General features: G+C 73.6%; 21 protein-coding genes. 11 read left to right on the top strand and 10 right to left on the bottom strand.

Features of this window, described 5'->3' with window-relative positions:
• Positions 1 to 32 precede the first annotated feature (32 nt).
• The 3 genes from ACGFI8_RS23645 to ACGFI8_RS23635 are packed head-to-tail and all read left to right on the top strand — an operon-like array spanning position 33 to position 2,358.
• Positions 33 to 1,295, top strand: coding sequence for a cytochrome P450 (locus tag ACGFI8_RS23645; RefSeq protein ID WP_392807954.1), 1,263 nt, complete (start codon positions 33 to 35; stop codon positions 1,293 to 1,295).
• A gap of 37 nt (positions 1,296 to 1,332) precedes the next feature.
• Positions 1,333 to 1,869 (top strand): MgtC/SapB family protein, encoded by a 537-nt coding sequence (locus ACGFI8_RS23640; protein WP_392807952.1) that lies wholly within the window; start codon positions 1,333 to 1,335, stop codon positions 1,867 to 1,869.
• Positions 1,870 to 1,917: 48 nt separating this feature from the next.
• The gene (locus tag ACGFI8_RS23635; protein WP_392807951.1) at positions 1,918 to 2,358 is read left to right on the top strand and encodes a universal stress protein; all 441 of its coding nucleotides are present in this window, start codon (positions 1,918 to 1,920) and stop codon (positions 2,356 to 2,358) included.
• A gap of 48 nt (positions 2,359 to 2,406) precedes the next feature.
• Here ACGFI8_RS23635 and ACGFI8_RS23630 read toward each other — a convergent pair whose 3' ends face one another.
• Genes ACGFI8_RS23630 through ACGFI8_RS23620 form a run of 3 tightly spaced genes read right to left on the bottom strand, consistent with a single transcriptional unit; the run spans position 2,407 to position 5,754 of the window.
• Positions 2,407 to 2,961 carry a GNAT family N-acetyltransferase gene (locus ACGFI8_RS23630; protein WP_392807949.1) on the bottom strand — a complete coding sequence of 185 codons (555 nt, stop codon included), beginning with the start codon at positions 2,959 to 2,961 and terminating at the stop codon, positions 2,407 to 2,409.
• On the bottom strand, positions 2,958 to 4,739 hold the full coding sequence (locus ACGFI8_RS23625) for a PAS domain-containing protein (RefSeq protein WP_392807947.1): 1,782 nt from the start codon (positions 4,737 to 4,739) through the stop codon (positions 2,958 to 2,960). The genes ACGFI8_RS23630 and ACGFI8_RS23625 overlap by 4 nt, the downstream gene beginning before the upstream one ends.
• A gap of 46 nt (positions 4,740 to 4,785) precedes the next feature.
• On the bottom strand, positions 4,786 to 5,754 hold the full coding sequence (locus tag ACGFI8_RS23620; RefSeq protein WP_392807945.1) for a phosphotransferase family protein: 969 nt from the start codon (positions 5,752 to 5,754) through the stop codon (positions 4,786 to 4,788).
• A gap of 152 nt (positions 5,755 to 5,906) precedes the next feature.
• Here ACGFI8_RS23620 and ACGFI8_RS23615 point away from each other — a divergent pair, with 152 nt between their 5' ends.
• Both ACGFI8_RS23615 and ACGFI8_RS23610 read left to right on the top strand, forming a co-directional pair.
• The gene (locus ACGFI8_RS23615; RefSeq protein WP_392807943.1) at positions 5,907 to 6,950 is read left to right on the top strand and encodes an FAD-dependent oxidoreductase; all 1,044 of its coding nucleotides are present in this window, start codon (positions 5,907 to 5,909) and stop codon (positions 6,948 to 6,950) included.
• An 87-nt stretch (positions 6,951 to 7,037) separates the two neighbouring features.
• On the top strand, positions 7,038 to 7,553 hold the full coding sequence (locus ACGFI8_RS23610; protein ID WP_392807941.1) for a hypothetical protein: 516 nt from the start codon (positions 7,038 to 7,040) through the stop codon (positions 7,551 to 7,553).
• A 191-nt stretch (positions 7,554 to 7,744) separates the two neighbouring features.
• Here the strand turns inward: ACGFI8_RS23610 and ACGFI8_RS23605 are convergent, their stop codons facing one another.
• The 5 genes from ACGFI8_RS23605 to ACGFI8_RS23585 all read right to left on the bottom strand — a co-directional run bounded on the left by ACGFI8_RS23605 (position 7,745) and on the right by ACGFI8_RS23585 (position 12,977).
• Positions 7,745 to 9,313 (bottom strand): ABC-F family ATP-binding cassette domain-containing protein, encoded by a 1,569-nt coding sequence (locus ACGFI8_RS23605; protein ID WP_392807939.1) that lies wholly within the window; start codon positions 9,311 to 9,313, stop codon positions 7,745 to 7,747.
• A gap of 125 nt (positions 9,314 to 9,438) precedes the next feature.
• On the bottom strand, positions 9,439 to 10,341 hold the full coding sequence (locus ACGFI8_RS23600; protein WP_392807937.1) for a septum formation family protein: 903 nt from the start codon (positions 10,339 to 10,341) through the stop codon (positions 9,439 to 9,441).
• 5 nt (positions 10,342 to 10,346) lie between these two features.
• A complete protein-coding gene (locus ACGFI8_RS23595) occupies positions 10,347 to 11,240 on the bottom strand; it encodes a septum formation family protein (RefSeq protein WP_392807935.1) in 894 nt (297 codons plus the stop codon).
• Between the two features lie 82 nt (positions 11,241 to 11,322).
• Entirely contained in the window at positions 11,323 to 12,258 is a 936-nt protein-coding gene (locus tag ACGFI8_RS23590; RefSeq protein WP_392807934.1) for a 2-dehydropantoate 2-reductase, read from the bottom strand.
• Complete coding sequence (locus ACGFI8_RS23585) at positions 12,255 to 12,977, bottom strand: tyrosine-protein phosphatase (protein ID WP_392807932.1); 723 nt, start codon at positions 12,975 to 12,977, stop codon at positions 12,255 to 12,257. The genes ACGFI8_RS23590 and ACGFI8_RS23585 overlap by 4 nt, the downstream gene beginning before the upstream one ends.
• Before the next feature lie 169 nt (positions 12,978 to 13,146).
• Here ACGFI8_RS23585 and ACGFI8_RS23580 point away from each other — a divergent pair, with 169 nt between their 5' ends.
• Complete coding sequence (locus ACGFI8_RS23580) at positions 13,147 to 14,274, top strand: aromatic acid exporter family protein (RefSeq protein ID WP_392807930.1); 1,128 nt, start codon at positions 13,147 to 13,149, stop codon at positions 14,272 to 14,274.
• A gap of 68 nt (positions 14,275 to 14,342) precedes the next feature.
• Positions 14,343 to 15,011: a DUF3159 domain-containing protein gene (locus ACGFI8_RS23575; RefSeq protein WP_392808302.1), complete on the top strand. Its 669-nt coding sequence runs from the start codon at positions 14,343 to 14,345 to the stop codon at positions 15,009 to 15,011.
• A gap of 20 nt (positions 15,012 to 15,031) precedes the next feature.
• Here ACGFI8_RS23575 and ACGFI8_RS23570 read toward each other — a convergent pair whose 3' ends face one another.
• The gene (locus ACGFI8_RS23570) at positions 15,032 to 15,370 is read right to left on the bottom strand and encodes an STAS domain-containing protein (RefSeq protein ID WP_392807929.1); all 339 of its coding nucleotides are present in this window, start codon (positions 15,368 to 15,370) and stop codon (positions 15,032 to 15,034) included.
• Positions 15,371 to 15,570: 200 nt separating this feature from the next.
• On the opposite strand from ACGFI8_RS23570, the gene ACGFI8_RS23565 reads away from it, so the two are divergent.
• Complete coding sequence (locus ACGFI8_RS23565) at positions 15,571 to 15,804, top strand: hypothetical protein (RefSeq protein ID WP_392807928.1); 234 nt, start codon at positions 15,571 to 15,573, stop codon at positions 15,802 to 15,804.
• Positions 15,805 to 15,828: 24 nt separating this feature from the next.
• Here ACGFI8_RS23565 and ACGFI8_RS23560 read toward each other — a convergent pair whose 3' ends face one another.
• Positions 15,829 to 16,338 carry a type II toxin-antitoxin system PemK/MazF family toxin gene (locus ACGFI8_RS23560; protein ID WP_392807926.1) on the bottom strand — a complete coding sequence of 170 codons (510 nt, stop codon included), beginning with the start codon at positions 16,336 to 16,338 and terminating at the stop codon, positions 15,829 to 15,831.
• Between the two features lie 61 nt (positions 16,339 to 16,399).
• Between ACGFI8_RS23560 and sthA the strand changes: the two genes are divergently transcribed.
• The 3 genes from sthA to ACGFI8_RS23545 all read left to right on the top strand — a co-directional run bounded on the left by sthA (position 16,400) and on the right by ACGFI8_RS23545 (position 22,837).
• Positions 16,400 to 17,803, top strand: coding sequence for a Si-specific NAD(P)(+) transhydrogenase (sthA, locus tag ACGFI8_RS23555; protein WP_392807924.1), 1,404 nt, complete (start codon positions 16,400 to 16,402; stop codon positions 17,801 to 17,803).
• Positions 17,804 to 17,822: 19 nt separating this feature from the next.
• Entirely contained in the window at positions 17,823 to 19,388 is a 1,566-nt protein-coding gene (locus ACGFI8_RS23550; RefSeq protein ID WP_392807922.1) for an NTF2-like N-terminal transpeptidase domain-containing protein, read from the top strand.
• A 407-nt stretch (positions 19,389 to 19,795) separates the two neighbouring features.
• Positions 19,796 to 22,837, top strand: coding sequence for an EAL domain-containing protein (locus ACGFI8_RS23545; protein WP_392807920.1), 3,042 nt, complete (start codon positions 19,796 to 19,798; stop codon positions 22,835 to 22,837).
• Positions 22,838 to 22,843 lie beyond the last annotated feature (6 nt).

Here is a 22,843-nt window from a genome sequence, read left to right as displayed (position 1 = left end):
CTTGGTACCGTAAAGTACCAAGGGGGTGGGCCATGTTGCCGGGAACCGCGATTCGCTGGGCCACGAAGCACGGGTTCATGCGGGCGGGCATCAACGCCGCCGCGCGCAAGGGCGACGAGCAGGCGAGATTCTTCACCGATGCGGCCGTGCGCCAGGAGCCGTATCCGTTCTACAAGACGATCCGCGACACCGCGCCGCTGGTGCACAGCCGCCTGATGTGGGCCACCGCCCGCCACGACCTGGTCAGCGCCGTGCTGCGCAACGACGCCTTCGGCGTCGGATTCACCGACCGGCCGCTGCCCGCCCCGGTCGCGCTGATGTTCCGGTTCAGCCGCCGCAGCTCCCCGATCGGGCCGGTCGACCCGCCGTCGATGCTCGTCGTCGATCCGCCGGATCACACGCGGTACCGCCGGCTGGTCTCGAAGGTCTTCACCGCCCGCGCCATCGAGGGCCTGCGCCCGCGCATCGAGCAGACCTGCGACGAACTGCTGCGGGACAAGCCCACCGACCTCGTCGCCGACTTCGCCTCCCTGCTGCCGGTCACGGTGATCGCGGAGATCCTCGGCGTCCCGCTGGACATGCGCCGGAAGTTGCTCGCCTGGGGCAATGCGGCCGCGCCGACGCTGGACCTTGGGCTGCCCTTCATGACGTACCGCCGGACGGAGATCAATATCAAACGGGTCAACGTGTGGATGCGCGGGCACTTCGCCCGGCTGCGCCGCGACCCCGGCGACGACCTGCTCAGCCAGCTGGTGCAACTGGACGACCTCAGCGAGGACGAGCTGCTGGCGACCGCGGGCCTGCTGCTCGCCGCCGGCTTCGAGACCACGGTCAACCTGCTGGGCACCGGCGCCTGGCTGCTGATGCGGCACCCGGAACAGCTGGCGATCCTGCGCGACGAGCCCCAGCGGTGGGGCAACGCCGTGGAGGAGATGCTGCGGTACGACTCCCCGGTCCAGGTGACGGCCCGGGTGTGCCAGCGGGAGGCCGAGATCGGCGGGCAGCGCATCGAGCCGGGGCAGGTGGTCATGGCGATGCTCGGCGGCGCCAACCGCGACCCCGGGGTGTTCGCCGACCCGGACCGGTTCGACGTCACGCGGGCCAACGCCCGCGAGCACCTGTCGTTCTCCGGGGGCGTGCACTACTGCCTCGGCGCGGCGCTGGCCCGGCTCGAGGGCGAGATCGGCCTGCGGATGCTGTTCGAGCGCTATCCCGACCTGCGCATCGACGGCACGCCCCAGCGACGGAGCACCCGGGTCCTGCGGGGATTCGAAAGCCTGCCCGTGACGATCTGAGCAAGCGCGGCTGGCGCCCATCGGGCAGGATGGCCGCGTGACACACGACCTCGTCCTGCTGGGGCGGCTGTTCGTCTCGTTCGCGCTGACGTTTGCGCTCGGCTACGAGCGGGAGCTGCGCGGGTCGACCGCCGGCGACCGGACGTTCGCCCTGGTCGGGGTCGCCGGCGGGGTGATCGGCGTGCTCGCCGAGCACAACGCGCCCACCGCGCTGGCCGGGGCGATCACCGGCGTCGGGTTCATCGGGGCGGGCCTGCTGTTCCGGCAGAACCCGCCGCAGGCCACCGCGCAGGATCCGATCGCGTCGGCGCCGAAAAGCGTCGGGCGCAGCCAGAGTCAGCTCGCGACCCTGCACGGCGTGACGACCGCGGCGACGATCCTGGCCGCCGCGGTCATCGGCGCCTGCGCCGGCGAGGGCCTGCTCCTCGTCGCGTCCGGCGCCACGCTGCTGGTGCTGCTGACGCTCGAGCTGCGGTACCTCCCCATCCTCAAGCACCTGGACGCGAGCCGGTTCACCAACCACTTCGTCAGCGACGACGAGCCGCACGCCGGTCACCGCCGCGACCCGCAGTAGCCACCGCCCCGAAGGGACGGCGCCGGACGCCTGGGGCATGCTGTTCGCGTGCAGTTCGAACTCGGGACCGACGGACCCAAAGTCATCGTGGTCGGTGTCGACGGATCGGACACGTCGATGCGCGCCGGTGCGTACGCCGCCGGCCTGGCCCGCCGCCAGCGCGCCCGCCTCGTCGTGGTCTTCGTGACGGGCGCCCCGGCCGCGAGCCGCCTGATCGCCGAGGCCGCGGGCGCCGTCGAGCAGGCCATCAACGAGTCGATCGAGGACATGCGCCGCCAGGTCGAGGAGGGCGCCCTGCACACCGGGGTGTCCACGGACTTCATCGCCGTGCGCGGCGACCCCTACGCGGAGCTGGTCCGCATCGCCACGGACCTGCGCGCCGACGCGGTCGTGGTCGGCTCGTCGCGCCGCTTCGGCCATCGCTTCGTCGGCTCGCTGGCCGTACGCCTGGTCAAGTCCGGCCGCTGGCCGGTCACCGTGGTCCCGTAGGACGCCCGGTGTGAGGGCGCCCTTCCGGGTGGGCGCCGGTGGCGGCCCCTACCAGGGCAGGCCGCGCAGGTCGATCAGGCCGTCCGGCCACTCGGGCAGGTCGCGGCGGCCCGGGCGGACGAACGTCGGCCAGTGGCCCTCGCGGACCGTGCGCGCGTCGGTGACGGCCAGGTAGCGGGTCGGGTTGGCCACCGCGGTCCAGCCAGTGCGGGCGTAGAACCCGGCGACCGCCTCGCGGCACTGCAGGAAGCCGAAGTCGGCCGCGAACGGGCCCGAGCGCAGCCGGGCGTCGAGGGCGCGCATCAGCTCGGCGCCCAGGCCACGGCCGTGGTGGGCGGGAGAGACGGCCACGTCGCCCACGCCGGCGACCAGGAGGTCGCCCGCCGGGGTGCCGACCGTGCGGCGCTCCAGGCCCAGGTGGGCCAGCGGCGTGCCGTCGGGCGCGGCCAGCCACAAGCGGGCCTCCTTGCGGGCCCAGGACGCCGGCCAGGAGCGGCCAGGGCCGAACTCCGAGCCCGGGAACGCGGCGGTCAGCAGGGCCGAGAGGGCCTCGTGGTCGGCCGGGGTCAGCGCCGTCTCCCAGGCGTCGACGACGTCCGTCACTGGAACTTGCGGGCCGAGCTGTCGCGGTTCTGGGCGCCGGGGGTGTCGTTGAAGGCGCGGCGCAGCACCTCGTGCTCGGCGCGGCGCTGATCGGTCACGTCGCGCAGGGTCACGACCATGCCGCGGACCAGGCGGTCGTCGCGCAGGTCGCGGAAGATGACCTCGACCAGGACGCGGGCGCCGTCGGGCCGGCGCAGGCTCCACAGGTCGCTGGTGCCGTCGCGGTCGCCGCTCAGGGCGCGCTTGACGGTGCGCAGCACCTGATCGCGGTCCTCCGGGGCGACGATCTCGCGCAGCGTGGCGAACGGGGTCGGCCAGATGCCCAGGACGTCGGTGACCGACGGGCTCGTGTAGCGGATGCGCTGGTCGTCGTCCAGCACCAGGACCACGTCGGTGCCGTGCTCGGTGACCGCGCGCAGATAGTCGTCGCTGTCGCGGCGGCTGGCGGCCTCGGTCAGGCCGATGCGGGCCAGCGCCAGGGCGGCCTGCCCGGCGACCACGGACACGGCGTCGAGCGCGGGCAGGAGGTCGCGGCGGGTGCCGGCGACGTAGAGCACGCCGGCGTCGAGCGGGCAGACCAGCACGTGGTCGTACCCGGCCAGCCGCGCACTCCACAGCGGCGGGATGTCGGCGACGGGCTGGACACGGGGCGCGGACAACTCGCCCAGCGGCAGCAGGTCGGTGAGGCTGAAGTCGACGACGATGTCGTACTCGGCCCCTTCGGGCAGCAGGGTGCGCACCGCGGCCTGCACGGCGACGGCGACCTGGCCCGGGTCGGCGGCGGCGACGAGCACGGTGCCGGCCTGGCGCAGGGCGCGCTCGCGGCGCAGGGCGCTGGCGTGCTTGCCGACCGCGTCGCTGAGCCGCACGACGAGCAGACCGAGGGTCATGCCGGAGGCCACCGCGATGATCGGGCCGTCGTGCACGCCGCCGGTCATCGCCTGCACGAGCAGCAGCAGCGGCGCGAACGCGACGCAGGCCAGCAGCAGCACCATGCGCAGCCCCTGGACGGGCTCGCGGGCGGCGCCCACAGGGCCGGACGGGGCGGCGGTCAGCCGGGCCATCGACGGCATCAGCGCGGCGGCGCCCCAGGCCGCGTAGAGCACGACGTAGGCGAGGTCGGCCGGGCCGCCCGCCTTGAGGCCGCCGTCAGCGGCCTGGCCGATGTCGTAGGCCACACCGCCGACGAGCATCCCGGCCGCGCCGATCGCGAGCAGGATCGCGGAGGCGTTGCGCGGGGCGGCGGTGACCAGCCGGACGGTCACCACGACGACGATGGCGTCGCCGAGCGTGTACGCGGCCTGGGTCGACCAGTCCGCGGCCGTCATGCCGCCGCCGGCCATCCGCGGCGAGGCGACGAACACCCAGCTCGCCAGCAGTGCCGCGGTGCCCAGCGCCAGCAGGTCGAGCAGGCGGGAGCGGTCCTCGAGGAGGGCACTCTCCCGGGTCAGGCCGATGAGCGCCACCGCCCCGGCCGGGAACATGGCCAGGTAGGCGATCTGGGCCACGACCGGCCCGGGGCCACCTTCCGGCGCGTAGATGCCGTAGATGACGTCGCCGACCATCATCGAGATGAGCGCGCCGGCCAGCGCCCACCACGCGAAGGAGCGCTGCGGACGGGCGCGCACGATGCCGGTGACGATCGCACCGGCCGCGCACAGGCCCATGCCGGCCCACGCCACCGAGTTGAGGTCGGGCCGGGCGAACAGCAGGGCGGCCAGCGCCGTCATGAGTCCGGCGTAGCCGATCAGGAGTCGCCTACCGCTCAACACGCCCATCGACATCCTCACCGTTGGATAGCGTTTCTTACCACACAGGCGCCGGTCAGCCCAGGTCGCGCAGCTCCGCCAGCAGCAATGGTGTCACCCATTCGCGGCGTTCGCGCGCCACCTCACCGGTCATCGCACGGCTCGGCATTTCGGCCAAAAGCAGAAGATAGAACTGGATTCGGTACATCATGAGCCGCGCCCGTTCCGCCGCCGTGAACGCGTGCGGTGCCGGGCCGTGGTATCCGAGCAGCACCGGGTGCCCGGGCTCCTCCTCCATCCGCCGGCCCATCGCCGTGCACACGAGGTCGTAGAGCGGGTCGCCCCAGAAGTACCGCTCGCCGTCGACGAGCCCGGTGAGCCGGCCGGCGTCGCACAGCACGTTGCCGTCCCACAGGTCGAAGTGCACCAGGGCCGGCTCGCGGACCTCGGCCAGGGCGCCCGAGTGCCGCTCGAACGCGTCCATGATCCGCTCGTCGGGCACCGGCAGGGCGACCCCCCAGTCGCGGGCGTCGGCGAGCAGGTCGGCGGTCATCGCCACGAACGCCTCGGGCCACGTCTCGCCGCCGGTCCGGCCGTCGCCGTCATAGCCGAACCGGGTGCCCTTCACGGTGTGCAGGCGGCGCAGGGCGGCGCCGAGCTCCCGCCGTACCGAATCCTCGGCTTTTTGATCTTCCGGCTGCTCCGTCAGGGGCCGGCCGGGCAGCAGGCCGACCACGACGACCTCGTCGTCGGCGTCGAGCACCGGCGGCACCGGCACCCCGCCCGCGGCCCCGGCCAGCCGGTAGTAACGCGCCTCGGCGGCGATGATGCCCCGCTCGTAGCGCAGCAGCGGCACCCCGGGCGGCGGGCCGATCTTCACGGCCGCCTCGGTCCCGTCGTCGAGGGTAGCCCGCCAGACGGCCGCGAAGGTGCCGCCGGACAGTGGTCCACAGTGGACGGCGGTGCGACCGAAGCGCTCGCGCAGCACGGCGGCGACGGACTCGGCGGTCAGCTGGCGCTGGGTCGGGCTGATGACGGCGGACACGCGCACACCTTACGCGGCCGAGCCCCCGCTGGGGAGGCCCGCCGACCGCGCCCGCCCTTGCTGATCTTGCAGTTGTGATGCCGCGACACTTCGTGGAGTAAGGTCCGTCACCCGCTGGTATGCCACGCGTCCGCGGCGGGGTTCTACCCGCCGTGGACGTGGTGGTGATCGGCGCGGGGCAGGCGGGCCTGTCGGCCGCCCACGCGCTGCGGCGGCGTGGCCTGTCGTTCGTGGTGCTCGACGCCGGGAGCGGGCCGGGCGGCGCGTGGCGGCACCGCTCGCCGTCGCTGGGCGTCGAGTCGCTGCACCGCATCTTCGACCTGCCCGGCATGCCCTTCACGCCGCCGCCGTCGGGCCCGGCCGCGCCGGTCGTCGCCGGTTACTTCCGCGCGTACGAGCTGGCCTTCGACCTGCCGGTGCTGCGCCCGGCGCCGGTCCGCGCGGTGTCGCGCACGGAGGGCGGCCTGCGGGTCGTCACCGAGGCCGGCGGCGTGTGGGACGCCCGGGCGGTGATCAACGCGACCGGCACCTGGGGATCGCCGTACGTGCCGTTCTATCCCGGCATCGCGGACTTCGCCGGGCGCCAGTCGCACTACGCCGACTACCGCGGCCCGGCCGCGTTCGCCGGCCGGCGGGTGCTGGTGGTCGGCGGCGGCAACTCGGCGATCCACGTGCTAGCCGAGCTCCCGGACGCCTACTGGGTGACCCGCCGCGAGCCGGTCTTCCACGAGGGCGAGTTCACCGAGGACTACGGCCGCGACGTGGTGGCCCGGGTCGCCGAGCGGGTCGAGGCCGGTCTGCCCCCGCGCAGCGTGGTGAGCGTGACCGGCCTGGGCTACACCGCCCTGGCCCGCGCGGCGCTGGAGCGTGGCGCCCTGGTCCGCCACCCGATGTTCGACCGGCTGGTCCCCGGCGGCGCGATGTGGGGCGAGCGGTTCGAGCCGTTCGACGCCATCATCTGGGCTACCGGCTTCCGCGCCGACCTCGCCCACCTGGCCCCGCTGCACCTGCGCGAGCCCGGTGGCGGCATCCGGATGGCCGGCACCCGCGTGGTCCGCGAGCCCCGCCTGCACCTGGTCGGCTACGGCCCGTCGGCGAGCACCGTGGGGGCCAACCGCGCCGGCCGGGACGCGGTCCGCGAGATCGCCGCGCTGCTGCGCCCCGCCGCCGGCGTGGCGATTGTTAAATCCTTCTGAGCGGACTGTGCATCGACGGAGGCGACTGTCACAATCTCCGGCGTGGCTGACAATGGGTTACCGCGCCTGCGCGCACGGGTACGGTCGGTGTCCGACTCGGTGAAGGCGCACCCGGGGATGTACTTCGGTGCCTACCCGGCCGCCGACTGGCCGCTCGTCATCGCCGCCTGGACGGCCGCCGACCTGCTGCGGCTGGCCAAGGAGGCGCCGCGGGTCGAGCTCACCCTGCACCGCGGCGGTGCCCTGTCGGCGTCCGTGCGCGGCGCCCGCGTCACGGCACCGGCCGCGGGCGACGCACAGCCCGTGGGCGACATCATCCGGACCGGGATGTGGTACACGGAGCTGTCCCGCTCCACCGTCGTTGACGTCGCCCCGCCGTGCGAGGCGCGGCTGACCGGCGGCGAACACGTGTGGTGCGACCTCGACGTGACGATCCGCTCCGAGCTCGACCCCGGCCTGTTCGGCGTGCCCGCCTGCGACTGGTGGCGCGACGGCGTCACCCGCCTGGCCGCGGTCCTGGCCACGCCGCGCCACCGCCCGCCCGACGGCCAGCGCGTCCACGTCACCGACGAGGCGACCGGGGAGACGGCCGACCTCCCGTAGCGCCGCGGCGGGAACGCTTCCGGAGGCGTGCGGCCGGAACGCACGGCCCGGCCGTCGCCCGGTCACCGCGCGTCGCCCGCCTCGGACAGCAGGGCGCGGGCCGTGCGCGCCGCCTTCGACTGGCCCGCGAAGCCGGCCGACACCATGGCCTCAGTCTGCCAGCGGTGATCTTGCGGGCGGGGCCGCCCCGGTCAGGGCAGGTGCAGGCTTCGCGACGGCCAGCGGGCGCGCAGCCAGCGGTCGTGGCTGGCGACCACGAACGCGCCCGGGCCGGTGTTGAGGGCCTCCTCCAGCTCGTCGCACAGGGCGGGGGACAGGTGGTTGGTCGGCTCGTCGAGCAGCAGCAGGTCGGGCGGGTCGGCGATGAGCAGGGCCAAGGCCAGGCGGCGGCGCTGGCCCACCGAGAGGTCGCCGACCGGCCTCGCGGTGTCGCGCGGGGCGAGCAGGCCGAGGCTTCGCAGCGGTACCGACTCGGCCAGATCGGCGCCGAGGACCGTCTCGTAGGTCTGCAGCGCGGTGCGGTCCGGGCGGTCGAACGTCGTGTCCTGGGTGAGCAGGCCGAGGCGCAGGCCCGGGCGGCGCCGCACGCCCCCGGCGGGCAGCCGGCCGGCCAGCACCGCCAGCAGCGTCGACTTGCCCGCCCCGTTCGCGCCGGTGACCAGCAGGCGGTCTCCGGCCGGGACGTCGAGGCGGTCGAGGGCGAGGCGGCCCGGGACGCGCACGTCGCGCGCCGAGACCAGCAGGCCGTCGGCCTCCGCGGCCAGGGCGCGGGCGCGGAAGCGCAGCGGCGGCGGGGGCTTGCGGACCTGCTCGCGGGTGAGGGTGTCGAGGCGGCGCGCGGCGTTGCGCACGCGGCGGGAGATCTGCTGCTCGACCCGGCCGGTGGTGCGGCCGAAGTTCATCTTCTCGTTGTCGCGCTTGGGCCGGTTGTGTGCGACCTGGTGCGCGGTGACGGCGACCGCGCGGCGCAGGTCGGCGAGCTCCTCCTGCTCCTCGGCGAAGCGGCGCTCCCAGCGCTCCCGCTCGGCGTGGCGCTCGGCCTGGTACGCGGTGTACCCGCCGCCGTAGCGCACCGGGCCGTCGACGGCCGGGTCGAGGTCGATCAGGTCGGTGCAGACGGCGTCGAGGAACGCCCGGTCGTGGCTGGCCAGCACCACCACGCCGGGCATGCCGCGCAGCTGCTCCTCCAGGAACGCCGCGGCGGCGTCGTCGAGGTGGTTGGTGGGCTCGTCCAGCAGCAGCGCGGCCGGGCGCCGCACGAGCAGGGCCGCGAGCGCCAGGCGGCCGCGCTGCCCGCCCGACAGGGTTCGCAGGGGCCGATCATGCGGTACCGCGGCCAGACCCAGCCCGGCGAGCACGATCTCCGCCCGCCGGTCGGCGTCCCAGGCCTCGATCTCCTGGGCGCGCTCGAGCAGCGCCGCGTATTCGTCCAGGCGCCCGCCGGCGAGCGCGGCGTCCATGGCCGCCAGGCACGCGCGGGCCTCGCGCAGCGCGTCGTCGAGCACGTCGGCGAGCGTGGCGTGCGGGTCGTACGGCATCTCCTGGTGCAGGAAGCCGAGATCGGGCGGGCGCACGACGGTGCCGCCGTCGGGCTGGTCGGCGCCGGCGAGCAGCCGCAGCAGCGTCGACTTGCCGGTGCCGTTCTCGCCGATCAGGCCGATGCGGCGGCCGGGCGCGGCGGTGAGGGACACCCCGTCGAGCACGCGGCGGGTGCCGAACGTGCGCACGAGGTCATGGGCGAGCAGGGGTGCGAGAGACAAGAAAGACCGCCGGCGGGTAGACGCTTCCGCCCGCCGGGCAAGGTGCCTCGGTCGCGGGCGCGGGAAGGGCCGGTGATCACATCCCCTTGAAGGTAACCGGCCGGGCCCGCCGCCCGCAACGTGATTTACAACGGGGCGTCGCCGATGCCCTTGACGGACCGGCTGAGCTTGCGGTTGTGCAGCAGGAAGAAGCAGCGGGAGGAGTGCTCGCCGGCCTTCCAGCCGGTCCGCCCCGAGGGCCGCCACCAGATGTAGTACACGTCGCGCTGGCGGTTGTACCAGGCCCTCGACATGCCCGTGTACGCGAGCATCTTCGCCTCGCACGCCTTGCCGAACAGGTCGTCGTTGGTCTTCTCGTTGTCTGGCCACGCGGCCGTGGCCGGGGCGGTGACGTATCCGGCGAACTCCATGTCGTGGGGCTGGTCGCACGGCGTCGGCTCGACGGTTTCGAAGAACGTGTCCTTGGTGCCGCCGGCCGTCGTGCCGCAGCCCTGGGCGAGGCCGCCACCGGGCCGCACCGCGTCCTTGAACGTCTTGTCGTACGTCACGATCTGGTGGCTGTCGGACCCCGTCGCGACCGCGTCGCAGCGGTAGAAGCGCGCGCCGCCGAGCCACTGGGCGTACGTCGGGGGCTGCAGGTACAGGTAGACGCGGCCGGCCTGCCAGTCGCCGCCGAGGTACTGCGCGGCGGCCTGCTCGCAATCGGGGAACAGCGACGCGAACTGGTCGCGGCCGGGCAGTTTGGCGGCCTTGGCGAGCTCGGCCGGCAGCTGCCCGACGGCCACGACCTCCAGCTGGTGCGGTTGGTCGCAGGGCACCGGCGGCGCCACGCCGTCGAACGCCGAGACGTCGTAGGTGTGGTAGCCGCCGGAGTTGTGGCACTCGCCGACGACCGGCTCCGGGACCTTCGCCGCGGGCAGCATGGCCCAGTCGTTGGTGAGGTCGCCGTCGGTACCGGCAGGGCGGGCTGTGCAGCCGGCGGTACCGGCCAGCAGCAGCGCGATCGCGATCAAGGCCAGGCGGCGCACGGCGGTCAGATCCTCACGTCGCCGGCGCCCTTGAGCGACCGGGTGATCTTCTTCTTGTCGATCATGAGGTAGCAGCGGGCGGTGTGGTTGCCGGCCGTCCACTCGTCCTTCGAGCCGGTCGTCATCCAGAACCCGTAGTACAGCGCCTTCACCGACGACCAGTGGCTGCGGCTCATGCCGATGTACGCGAGCATCTTCGCCTGGCACGTCTTGCCGAACGCGGCGTCGTAGGCCTTGCCGTCGGCCGGGTAGTCGTTGCCGGGGCTGCTGACGGAGCCGACGTACTCGACGTCCTGCGGTTCGGTGCACTTGGCCGGCGTGATGTCGTCCCAGCTGTCCGCGGTCGTGCCGACCTGGGTGCCGCAGCCCAGCTTCAGGTCGCCGTCGGAGGCCAGGACGCCCTTCATCGTGTCGTGGCGCGGCTCGAAGGTGCCGGCCTCGGTGCGCAGAGCACCGATGTCGCAGCGGTAGAACCGCGCGCCGCCGGTCCACTGGCGGTTCGTCGGCGAGGAGACCACGACGTGCACCCGTCCGGCCTGCCACTCGGCGCCGAGGTAGTCCAAGGCCGCCTTGTCGCAGTCGGTCCACGCCTCGGTCAGCTGCGACGGCGACGGCGGCGAACTGGAGTCGGCCGCGGTGCCGGTGAAGTGGCCGACCTTGGCTGTCTCGAAGATGTGCTCCATGTCGCACGGCGCCTGGGTCAGTCCGCTCGACTTCATCTTGCCGATCGTCGTCGCCATGGTCGTCCAGCAGTCGCCGGCCTTGGGCTCGGGCACCTTGGGCGTGCCGAGCATCGCCCAGTTGTTGGTCAGGTCGCCGTCGCCCACCCTGGGCCCGCCGCAGCCGGCGCCCGTGCCGAGCAGCGCCAGGGCGCACGCCAGCACCGCGATTCGCTTCACTTTTGCCTCCCCCGCGAACGATGCGAGGGGCACTATGTCAACTTCTCGGGCCAATCGGAATCAACCGAACAGTTGACCTTGCTCAATCGTGATACAGGCCGCGTTCGCGCGCCGCGAGGCGGGTCAGGCCCAGCAACGCGTCCAGCGCCGGCGTCGGGATCTGCACGGTCACGGCGATCTCGCGCACCGCGGTCAGCATGGCGTCGAGCTCCAGCGGCCGGCCGGCCTCGGCGTCCTGCAGCATCGAGGTCTTGAACGCGCCGAGCCGGCGGGTCACCGCGTTGCGGTCGGCCGGGGTCTGCTCGATCGGGCAGCCGATGCGCGCCCCGATCGCGGCCGCCTCGCGCATGACGGCGTGCGCGAACCCGTTGACGAGCGGGTCGTCCAGGATGCGGTCGGCCGTCGCGCCGGTCAGCGCCGAGATGGGGTTCACCGTCATGTTGCCCCAGAGCTTGTACCACACGTCGCGCCGGATGTCGGCGGAAAGCGTCACGTCGAACGCCTCCAGCAGCCGCGCCACGGCGTCGAGGCGCTCGCTGCCGCCGCCGTCCGGCTCGCCGAGGATGAGCCCGTTGCCCGCGGTGAGCACCGCCTCGCCGGGCGCGGTCACCGCGGCGCTGAGGTGCACCACGCAGCCGACGACCCGGGACCGGTCCAGCGTGGCGCCGACCGTGCCGTGCGGGTCGACGCTGCGCAGGGTCCGGTCGGGGAAGAACCACCAGGGCACGCCGTTGAGCGCCGGTATCACCACGGTGTCCGGCCCCAGCAGCGGCTTCAGGGCCGGGGCGAGGGCGGGCAGCGCGTGCGCCTTCACGGTCAGGATGACCACGTCCTGCTCGCCGAGGTCGGCCGCGTCGTCGCTCGCGGTCACCGGCCGGGCCGCGCCGTTGAGGGCCCAGCCGTGGGCCCGCAGCGCCGCCAGGGTCGCGCCGCGGGCGAGCACCGACAGCGGCCCGGCGATCCGGGCGCCGAAGACCGCCCCGACGGCCCCGGCGCCGACCACGCAGACCCGCGTCATGCCGTGGGTTCCAGCAGGCTCGCCTCCAGGCGGGCGTACGTGTCCTCCGGTAGGCCCAGGTATGCGCGGATCGAGCCGTGGCGGGCCCGCAGGTCGCCCAGGAAGATCAGCATCGTCTCGGCGGGGGAGAGCAGCCACCGGTCCGGCATCTTGGCGATCTCGGGGTGCAGCCCGCGCAGGTACGCCATGGTCCGGTCGGTCGCGGCGCTGGTCAGCGCGTAGTCCTCGGCGATGACCTCGTCGGGCACGCCGAGCGCGCCGAGCGTCACCGCCGACACCACGCCGGTGCGGTCCTTGCCCGCGACGCAGTGCACGACGACCGGCGCGTTGTCGGCCTCGGCGATGACCTCGACCGCGGCGGAGATCGCGGCGTGGCCGTGCTCGGCGAGGTCGAGGTAGCGGTTGGCCAGCCATCGCGCGTCGCTGGGCTCGTCGTGGTCGGTGGCCTCCTCCCACTCGGCGTGCATCGGGTTGAGGTGGTGGTAGGTGAGCCCGTCGAACGCGTGGATGCGCCCGTCGCGCTCGATCTCGCGGGGCCGGCGCAGGTCGATGACGGTGCGCACGCCGAGCGCGGTGAACGAGGAGGCGTCGGCGGGGTCGATGCGGCTCAGCGAGTCGGAGCGGTACAGCCGCCGCCAGCGGGTGCTGCGGCCGCCGGGAACCGGGTAACCGCCCAGGTCGCGGAAGTTGAACAGGTTGGGATGGTCGTAGTTCCGCACGCGAGGACCATAGCGTGCGACTCCTGAATCGTCTGTTTCCGGTGAGTCCGTTTGGAACCCGAACCGCCGGAGATGTCTGAAGGAGACGCCCGGCTCGACGTCGACGGCGGGCGTACCGCCGTCTGGCGCGCGACTCGGTGCGGTAACCGGAGTTTGAGAGGATCGTGGCGTGCCGCGCAGACCGCACGCCGTGGTGACCGAGCCCCTCGGCACACTGCTCGCCAGCGTGCCGAAGAGCCGGCCCAGCTGGCTCACCGTCCTGAAGACCACCGCCGCGGCGACGACCGCCTGGGTGCTCGCCCGGCAGTTCGGTGAGAACGCGGCGGTGCTCTTCGCGCCGGTGATCGCGGTGCTGACGCTGCAGGCCAGCGTGTACGGCTCGATCGCCACCGGACTGCAGCTGCTGTTCGCCAACCTCGTCGGCACGGTGCTCGCGATCGGCTGGACGCAGCTGCTCGGGCTCACCTGGTGGTCGCTGGCGCTCGCCGCGTTCGCCGCGCTCGCGGTGGCCCGGCAGATCACCAACACGCCGCTGGCGCGCAACCAGGTCACCATCGCCACCCTCGCGGTGCTCGTGCTGGCGCCGGTCGCCCGGGGGTACGGCCAATGGCGCTTCATCGACGTCGCCATCGGCTCGGTCGTCGGCCTGACCATCGCGGTCGTCGTACCGGAGCCGCCGCACACCCGCAAGGTCCGCGCCGCCCTCAACGCCTGGGGGCAGGCGTGCGTCGGTGTGCTGTGCCGCATCGCCGACGAGCTGGTCGCCCGGGCCGGCGACGAGGAGCCGCTCGGCCCGGACGACCGCCACGGGTGGATCCCCGAGTCGCGCAAGCTCAACGACGTCAGCGCCGAGGCGGGCGCCGCGATCGCCGGGGTGGAGGAGGTTACCCTCCTCGACGTCTTCGCCCGCCGGCTGCGCCGCGACGTGAACGAGGCGCGGCGCGAGCAGCTGTGGCTGACCCGCGTGACCCTGCAGGTGCGGGCCATCTCGCTGGCGGTCGACCGGCTCTACGACCGGCCCGGCCAGGCGCCGGCGCTGGAGCGCGACACCCTCCGGGCGCTGCTCGCCGCGCTCGCCGAGCTGCTGGAGCAGCGCGTCGACGGCGAGCCGTCCGACGACACCTCGCTGCGGGCCGGGCTGATCGCCGCGGTGGAGCAGGTACACACGGTGTTCCCGACGGCGCTTGCCGTGCTCGACTCGGTGTCGCTGCTCGGCCGCCTCGACCAGCTGCGCCAGGACATCGTCGGCGAGGAGGCGGAGGCGCTGATCGACCCGGACACGCTCCCACGCCGCTGAGTTCCTTGCCTGGACCGTTCTGCATAGGGCAGGCTTACCTTCGTTTGTAACGGGTGAGCGGGGGACGGATGGCGCGCGACGGTGAGGCCGGGGAGTCCGGGGAGTCCGGGGAGACGCTGAGCGAGCTGCTGGGCGGCTGGCGGTCGGCCGTGGAGACCGCCGTCCCGGTGCTCGCGTTCGCGGCCGGCTGGCTCGGCGGCGGGCACTCCATCCCGCTGGGCGCGGGCGTGGCGGTGCTGGCCGGCGCGGGCGTGGCGGCGTGGCGGGTGGCCGAGCGGCGCCGGCCGATCGGCACCGTGGTCAGCCTGCTCGTCGTGTGCGTCGGGGCGCTGGTGGCGCTGCGGACCGGGCGGGCCGAGGACTTCTTCGGGGTCCGGGTGCTCACGAACGCGGCCAGCGCGCTGGCGTGGGCGGCGAGCATCCTGGTGCGCTGGCCGTTCCTCGGGCTGGTCGTCGGCACGGTGCTCGGGCAGAAGGCGCGGTGGCGCGCCGATCCGCAGCTGCTGCGGGCGTACCAGCGGGCCAGCTGGGTGTGGGTCGGGCAGTACCTCGTGCGGCTGCTCGTCTTCGTCCCGCTCTGGTGGGCCGGGCAGGTGCTGTGGCTCGCCGCCGCGCAGACCGTGCTGACCTGGCCGCTCGTGGCGGCGTGCCTGGCGGTCAGCTGGTGGGTGCTGCGCCGCTCGCTGCCGCAGGGCCACCCGGGCATCCGCCACCCGCGGGTCCTGCAGCCCCGGTAGCGCCGTCCTCCGGCGGCGCGCTACTCGAGCGCCGCGCGGGCCTCATCGACGGTGCCGGTCAGGATCAGCACCCGGTCCAGCGCGGTCAGGTCGAAGATGCGCCGGAGCCGTGCGTGCGGGCAGACCACGGCGAACCCGCCGCTCTCCCGCAGCCGCTTGTGCACCGACACCAGCACCCGCAGCGCGGTGGAGTCGATGAAGTCGACCTGCGACAGGTCGAGCACGAGCCGGGTCGCGCCGTCGTCGAGGGTCTGGTGCAGCAGCGTGTGCAGGGCCGGCGAGGTGGCGACGTCGAGCGCGCCGGTGGGCGTGACCACCACGCACCCGCCGACGGTGCCGGTCGCGATGCCGTCGGTCATGCGCGCTCCCGCTGCCTGCTGCGCCGCCTCAATCGTGGCACCTCTCGCTCGGACACGCGGCATGTTACCGCCCCCGGACGATTCGGTGCGTGACCCCGGGCCGTGCGGAGCCGTTGTGCACAGCGACGCGTGTATGCCCCCTTTCGCAGCGGCGTATCACCGCGGCTTTTCGTTGCCGCGACCGCGACGGGATGGACACCATGGACGGGACCGCCACCGAACAGCTCAGCATGACCGCCGCCGAACTGTCATTCGTGCTGGCCAGCGGGGACCGGCCGGGGGAGACGCCGCGGCTGCTCGGGCTCACCGACGCCGACCGGCGGGTCGTGACCCGCGACGGCACCGAGACCACCGCCGAGGACTTCGACGCCGCGGCGGCGGTCATGCGTGACGAACTGGGCCGGATGCTGTCGATGGCCCCGGCGAAGTCCTGAGCCGCGCCACCCCGCGCACGGCGGTCAGGACCAGCCGTAGCCCGAGCGCAGTTCCGCGGCGACGCGGTCGAAGCGCTCGCGGTCCAGGATCGCGCCCTCGCGGCGGATGCCGTCGGCGGCGACCGTGAGGACGCGGTCCAGGCGTACCCAGCTCGGGCGCTGCTCACGGTCCCATGAGCCCGGGCCCAGCGCGAACCAGTTGCGCTGGCCGTCGCGCTCGGACTGGCTCGACAGCATCAGGCCGAGCACCGAGCTGCCCTTGCGCCCCACGACCAGGACCGGGCGGTCCTTGCCCTGGCTCGGGTCGTCCTCGTAGGGCACCCACGTCCACACGATCTCGCCGGGGTCCGCGTCGCCGTCCAGCTGCGGGGCGTACATCAGCAGCTTCTGCGTCTCGTGCCGCGGCGGCGGGCCGGGCACCGGGTGGTGCGGGCCGGGCGGCGCCGGGACCGGACGGGCGGCCGGGGCGGCGACGGGAGCGGACCGGCGGCGCATGCCGAGGCGCGTCGCCACCGCCTGAAGGAGTCGTTTCACGCCGACGACCATAACGGGCCCCGACTTTACGAGCCCGGGCGCGGCCGGGACACTGTGGCCCATGTACGACTTCGATGTCCTCGTCCTCGGCTCCGGGCCGGGTGGGCAGAAGGCCGCCATCGCCGCGGCGAAGCTCGGCCGACGGGTCGCCGTCATCGAGCGGCGCAACATGATCGGTGGGGTCTGCATCAACACCGGGACCATTCCGAGCAAGACGCTGCGTGAGGCCGTGATGTATCTGACCGGTCTCAACCAGCGGGAGATGTACGGCCAGAGCTACCGCGTCAAGGAGGACATCACGGTCGGCGACCTCGGCGCCCGCACCGCGCACGTGATCGGGCGGGAGATCGAGGTCATCCGCAGCCAGCTGGCCCGCAACCGGGTACGGCTGCTGCAGGGCACCGGGCGCTTCGTCGACCCGCACACCATCGTGATCGAGGACGAGCAGGGGCGCGAGTCCCACGTGTCCGCGGAGAAGATCATCGTCGCGGCCGGGACGCGGCCGGCGCGGCCGGACAGCGTGGACTTCGACGAGGTGACGATCATCGACTCCGACGGCATCCTCAACCTGGACAAGGTGCCCGGGTCGATGGTCGTGGTCGGGGCCGGGGTCATCGGCATCGAGTACGCGTCGATGTTCGCCGCGCTCGGCACCAAGGTCACCGTCGTCGAGCGGCGCGAGCGCATGCTGGACTTCTGCGACCTGGAGATCGTCGAGGCGTTGAAGTACCACCTGCGGGACCTTTCGGTGTCGTTCCGGTTCCGCGAGTCGGTCGCCGCGGTGGAGCGGCACGGCCGCGCCGCCGTCGCGGTGCTGGCCAGCGGCAAGCGGATCGCGGCGGACGCGGTCATGTACTCGGCCGGCCGGCAGGGCGCCGCCGACCTGCTCGGGCTGGACAAGGCGGGGCTGACCGCCGACGAGCGCGGGCGGATCAAGGTCGACGAGCACTTCCGCACCGAGGTGCCGCACATCTACGCCGTCGGCGACATCATCGGCTTCCCGGCGCTCGCGTCGACGTCGATGGAGCAGGGCCGGCTGGCCGCCCATCACGCCTGCGACGAGCCGGTGCGCGGCATGCAGGCGCTGCAGCCGATCGGCATCTACACCATCCCGGAGATCAGCTTCGTCGGGCGCACCGAGGACGACCTGACCGACAACAACATCCCCTTCGAGGTCGGCATCTCCCGCTACCGGGAGCTGGCCCGCGGCCAGATCATCGGCGACTCGTACGGCATGTTGAAGATCATCGTTTCGCCGGAGGACCGGAAGATCCTCGGCGTGCACGTGTTCGGCACGGGCGCGACCGAGCTCGTCCACATCGGACAGACGGTGATGGGCTGCGGCGGGACCGTCGACTACCTGGTGGACGCGGTCTTCAACTACCCGACGCTCGCGGAGTCCTACAAGGTTGCCGCGCTTGACGCGATGAACAAGATGCGGTCGGTGTCCCGGCTGTCCGCATAGACCGGGATAGGGTCGGGCCGTGAGGAAGCTTCGGGGGATAGTGCTTCTGCTCGCGGCCCTGACCCTGGCCGGGCCCGCCCTGGCGGCGTGCGACGACGACCCGCCTACGGTCGACGAGCGGCTCGCCGCGTTCCTGACGGCCTGGCGCAAGGCGGACTTCACCGGCGTCCAGGACCTGCTCGCACCCCAGGGGCGCGCGCTGGAGCCCGGCGCGGCGAACGCGGCCCTCGCCGGCATCGAGGGCGACCTCGCCGCCCGCCGGCCGACGCTCACCGCGCACGGCAAGGCGGCCGTCGACCACGCCGACGCCACGCTGAGCATCGGCGTGTCGTGGCCGCTGCCGGACGGGCGGACGTGGGCGTACGACACCAAGGTCGGCGCGCGCCTGCTGGGCGGGCGCTGGCACGTGTACCTCGGCGCCGGGACCGTCTACCCGAACCTGCAGACCGGCCAGCGGCTGACGCTGCGCAGCACGGCGGCCCGGCGCGGCACGATCGTCGCCGCCGACGGCACGCCGGTCGTCAGCGACGTGCCCGTCGTCTACGTCGGCGTCGAGCCGCGGCTGGTGCCGGACGTCGACGCCCTGGTCAAGCGGCTCGACATCGTGTTCCGGTCGGTGCGCGTCGACGTCGGCGTGCAGGGGCTGCCCGCGCGGATCAGGGCCGCCAAGCCCGACGCGTTCGTCGACGTGGTCACGCTGCGCCGGACCGACTACACCGAGATCGCCGGCGACCTGACCGGCACCGACGGCGTGCGCACCCGGGAGGGCACCCTGTCGCTGCCGATGACCCGCACGTTCGCCCGCGCGCTGCTGGGCACCTCCGGCCCCGCGACGAAGGAGCTCATCGACGCGAGCAAGGGCGCGCTCAAGGCCGGCGACGTCACGGGCCTGACCGGGCTGCAGCGGCGCTACGACACCCAGCTGCGCGGCCTGCCCGCGCTGAGCGTGGTGCCGGTCGAACCGGCGCCCGCGCCGCCGGCGTCGGCGTCCGCGCCGGTGGCCACCGCCGCGGGAAAGGCCGGCGAACCGCTGTTCACGGCCCCGGCTCAAGACGGCGCCACCGTCGCCACGACGCTCGACGTGCGCGTCCAGAACGCCGCCGACGCCGCCCTGGCCAAGACGGCCAAGCAGTCGGCGCTGGTCGCGATCCGGGTCAGCGACGGCGCCGTGCTCGCGGTCGCCAACGGCCCGGACGCCGCCGGGTACGACCTGGCGCTGCTCGGCGAGGTGCCCGGCCCGGCCTGGCCCGCCGACCCGGCCACGCTCGGCGTCGGCGCGCCCTGGCGCCTCGGCGCGGATGTGTTCACCGGCCGGGCCGTGCCGGACGGCGTCGTCGCCGCCCCGATCGGCTACGCCGCGGCGGCCGCCGCCCTCACCCGCGGCAAGTGGCAGCAGCCGGCGCTGGTCAAGAGCCCGCCGCCGGGCGACCCGGCCCCCGCCGGCCCCGCCGTCTCCGGCGCGCTGAGCGTGCCCGGCCTGAGCGCCGGGGTCCGCGGCGACATCGCGTACTGCGTCTACGTCGCCGACTCGGGCGCCGACGTCACCGGCCCTGTCGCGGAGGCGTTCCTCGCGGCGATCCAATAGGCGGCGCGGCGCCGGGGCACCCTCGCCGGGGCCGCGCCGGAGCGATCCGCCATGATGGTGTACTCGCGCGGGCGCTCGGCGGTGCCTGGCCCCGGCCGGGCTCGCCGCGGCAGCGTCCGTGACCCGGCCCGGCGACCGTTGCGGGGCGAACGATCGCGAAAGAACGCGTGAATGAATGAGGAAACCGGTTGCCGTGCGTAAAACAACTCGTCGCGCGGCGTAGATGTGACGGGCTTCCGGCAGTACCATCTAAACCGCCAAATGCGCAAATGGCGTGAATAGCGTCGTGCGGCCCGCTCGGAACGATCCTGCCAGGTACTCCTCATTCGGCAACGAACTGGGTAGCGTCTGCCTCGCCGCGGGCAAACGCGGGGTCCGGTAAGGGTTTCAGGTAAGGGCAGCTGGGAGTGAGCGGGTCGGCACGCGGGGTGCTGGCGGGGTACGTCGGCACGATGGTGGTCCTCGTGATCGCCAACTTTGCGCTGCCCGGACTCCACCTCGTGCTGTGGTCCGCGATCGGCTACGCGAGCGTCGCGGCGATCCTGCTCGGCGTGTATCTGCACCGGCCGCGCCGCCGGGCGCCGTGGCTGCTGCTGGCCGCCGCGGTCGCGTGCTTCATCAGCGGTGACCTCGCCGCCGACGTGCTGACGAGGCTGCTGCACCGGCCCGGCTTCCCGTCGGTCGCCGACACGTTCTACCTCACGGTCTACGTGCTCATCGCCGCGGCCCTGGTTTGGCTCTACCGCCTGGGCGTGGTGCGCCGCGACCCCGCCGGGCTGTTCGACGCCATCACGCTGACCGCCGGGCTCGGGCTGCTGTCGTACATCTTCCTGATCCGCCCGTACGTCGACAACCAGAGCCTGTCCCCGCTGGACCGGGCCATCTCCATCGCCTACCCGCTCGCCGACATCGTCGTGCTGCTCGTCGGCGCGCGGCTCATCGCCTCGGTGCGGTTCAACACCGCGATCGCGCTGCTGGCCGCCGGCGGGATCGGGCTGCTGAGCTCGGACGTCGGGTACGGCCTGCGTCAGCTCGCCGGCAACTGGGACACCGGCGGCCCGGTCGACATCGGCTGGGCCGGGTTCTACGTGCTGTGGGGCGTCGCGGCGCTGCACCCTTCCATGCGGCAGCTCACCGAGCCCAAGGTCCAGCGCGGCGGCGACGAGCGCCTCGGCCGGCTGCTGCTGCTGGGCCTGTCGCTGTTCATCGCACCGATCGTGCTGTTCGTCGAGATGCGGGGAGGCCGGGTGCGCGACGCCGCCGCCATAGCCGCCGTGTCGGCGCTGCTGTCCGGGCTGGTCCTGCTGCGGCTGGGCCGGGCGGTTCGCGCACAACGGCTCACCGTTCAGCGCGAGCGGCGGCTGCGCAGCGCGGGTGCCGCGCTGCTCATGGCCACCGACGAGGAGGCGGTCGCCCGCACGGTGCGCGGCGCCGTCGCCGAGCTGCTGCCGCCCGGCCGCTCCCACGCGGTCGCGCTCGGCCCGGCGCTCGGCGACAAGGTGTCGATGCCGTATACGTCCACAGTGGACCCCGACGTCGCCGTCGCGCTCGGCGACTTCGAGGTGACACTGTGCTGCCCGCTGGCGCTCGCCGACGGACGGGACGCGGAGCGGGCGCTCTACGTCGCGGCGGACGAGGTGATGCTCGTCGGGCTGCAGGACGCCGCCCAGATCCTCGCCACCCAGACCGCCATGGCTCTGGAGCGCATCGCGCTCGGCGACGAGATCGGGCGGCGCAACAGTGAGGCGTACTTCCGCACCCTCGTGCTCAATACCGCCGACGTGATCCTCATCGTCGGCGCCGACGACCTGGTCCGCTACGCGAGCCCCTCGGCCCAGGCGCTGTTCGGCTCCGACCTCGTCGGCACCGCGCTGCCGTCCGCGTTCTCCGACGGCAGCGCCACCGAGGTCGAGCGGCGGCTGCACGAGGTGCGCACCGGCGGCGCCGACCGGCCCGGCGAGGACCTGCGGGTGACCGGCGCCGACGGGCGGCCGGCGCTGGTCGAGGCCGCGTTCCGGGACCTGCGCGACGAGCCGACCGTGCGCGGCGTGGTGGTCACGCTGCGGGACGTGACCGAGCGCAGCCGGCTGCAGGCCGAGCTGTACCAGCGGGCGACCTTCGATGCGCTCACCAAGCTGCCCAACCGCGAGGTGTTCCTGACCCGGGTCCAGGAGGCGGTCGCCTCCGGTGCGGAGACCGGGGCCACCGTCGGCGTGCTCATCGTCGAGCTCGACGACTTCAAGGTCGTCAACGACACCTTCGGCCATGGTGCCGGCGACGCGCTGCTGGTCGCGGTGGGGCAGCGGCTCACCGAGGCGCTGCGGGCCGTCGACGGCTCCTACGGTGCGGCCGGGACCGTCGCCCGGCTCGGCGGCGACGAGTTCGCGGCGCTGGTGCGCCGGGCGGGCACGCCCGCCGACGTGGAGCGGGTCGCGGAGCGGGTGCTGCAGAGCTTCAAGGCGCCGTTCGGGCTCGCCCACGGTACCGTCACCGCCACCGCCAGTATCGGGGTGGCCACGACCGCCGAGGCGGCCAGCGCGCAGGACCTGCTGCGCCACGCCGACCTCGCCGTCTACGTGGCCAAGGACGCCGGCCGGGACCGCTGGCGGCGCTACGAGTCGTCGCTGCACAGCGCGGTGGTCGAGCGGCACAAGCTGCGCGCAGACCTCGACCGGGCCATCGCCGACAAGGCGTTCCTGCTGCACTTCCAGCCGATCGTCACCCTCGCCGACGACCGCACCCGCGGCTTCGAGGCCCTCGTGCGGTGGAACCACCCCACCCGGGGCATGGTGCCGCCCGACGAGTTCATCTCCGTCGCCGAGGAGAGCGGCCTCATCGTGCCGCTGGGCGCCTGGGTGCTCAGCAACGCCATCACCGCCGCCGCGCAGTGGCGCATCGCATACCCGAGCGAGGAGGTCTACGTCTCGGTCAACGTCTCGGCGCGGCAGTTCCGCTCGCCGGACTTCGCCCAGTGGGTGCTCGCCGAGATCGACCGGATGGGCCTGCCGCCCGGCGCCCTGCTGCTGGAGATGACCGAGAGCCTGCTGCTGCACGACGACGGCGAGGTCGCCGTGGAGCTCGCCGCGCTGCGCCAGGCCGGCGTGCGGATCGCCATCGACGACTTCGGCACCGGCTTCTCGTCGCTGTCCTACCTGCGCCGGCTGCCCGTCGACGTGCTCAAGCTGGACAAGAGCTTCATCGACACCGTCGTCTCCTCGACCGAGCAGCACGCGGTCGTGAACATGATCGTTCAGCTGGCCCGGCTGCTGAAACTGCAGGTCGTGGCCGAGGGGATCGAGACTCCCGCCGAGCGGGAACTACTCGTGTCGATGGGATGCGACCACGGCCAGGGGTACTTGTTCTCGCGGCCGTTGAGCTACGGTGACGCAAGTCAATGGTTGTCGGACGATGCGTCGGGGCCTCAACGGGGAGGCCGCACCGCGGCCTGAGCCATC

Source organism: Dactylosporangium sp. NPDC048998 (genome assembly GCF_043197855.1).
Classification (GTDB): domain Bacteria; phylum Actinomycetota; class Actinomycetes; order Mycobacteriales; family Micromonosporaceae; genus Dactylosporangium.
This window is presented reverse-complemented; position numbering and strand designations above follow the sequence as displayed.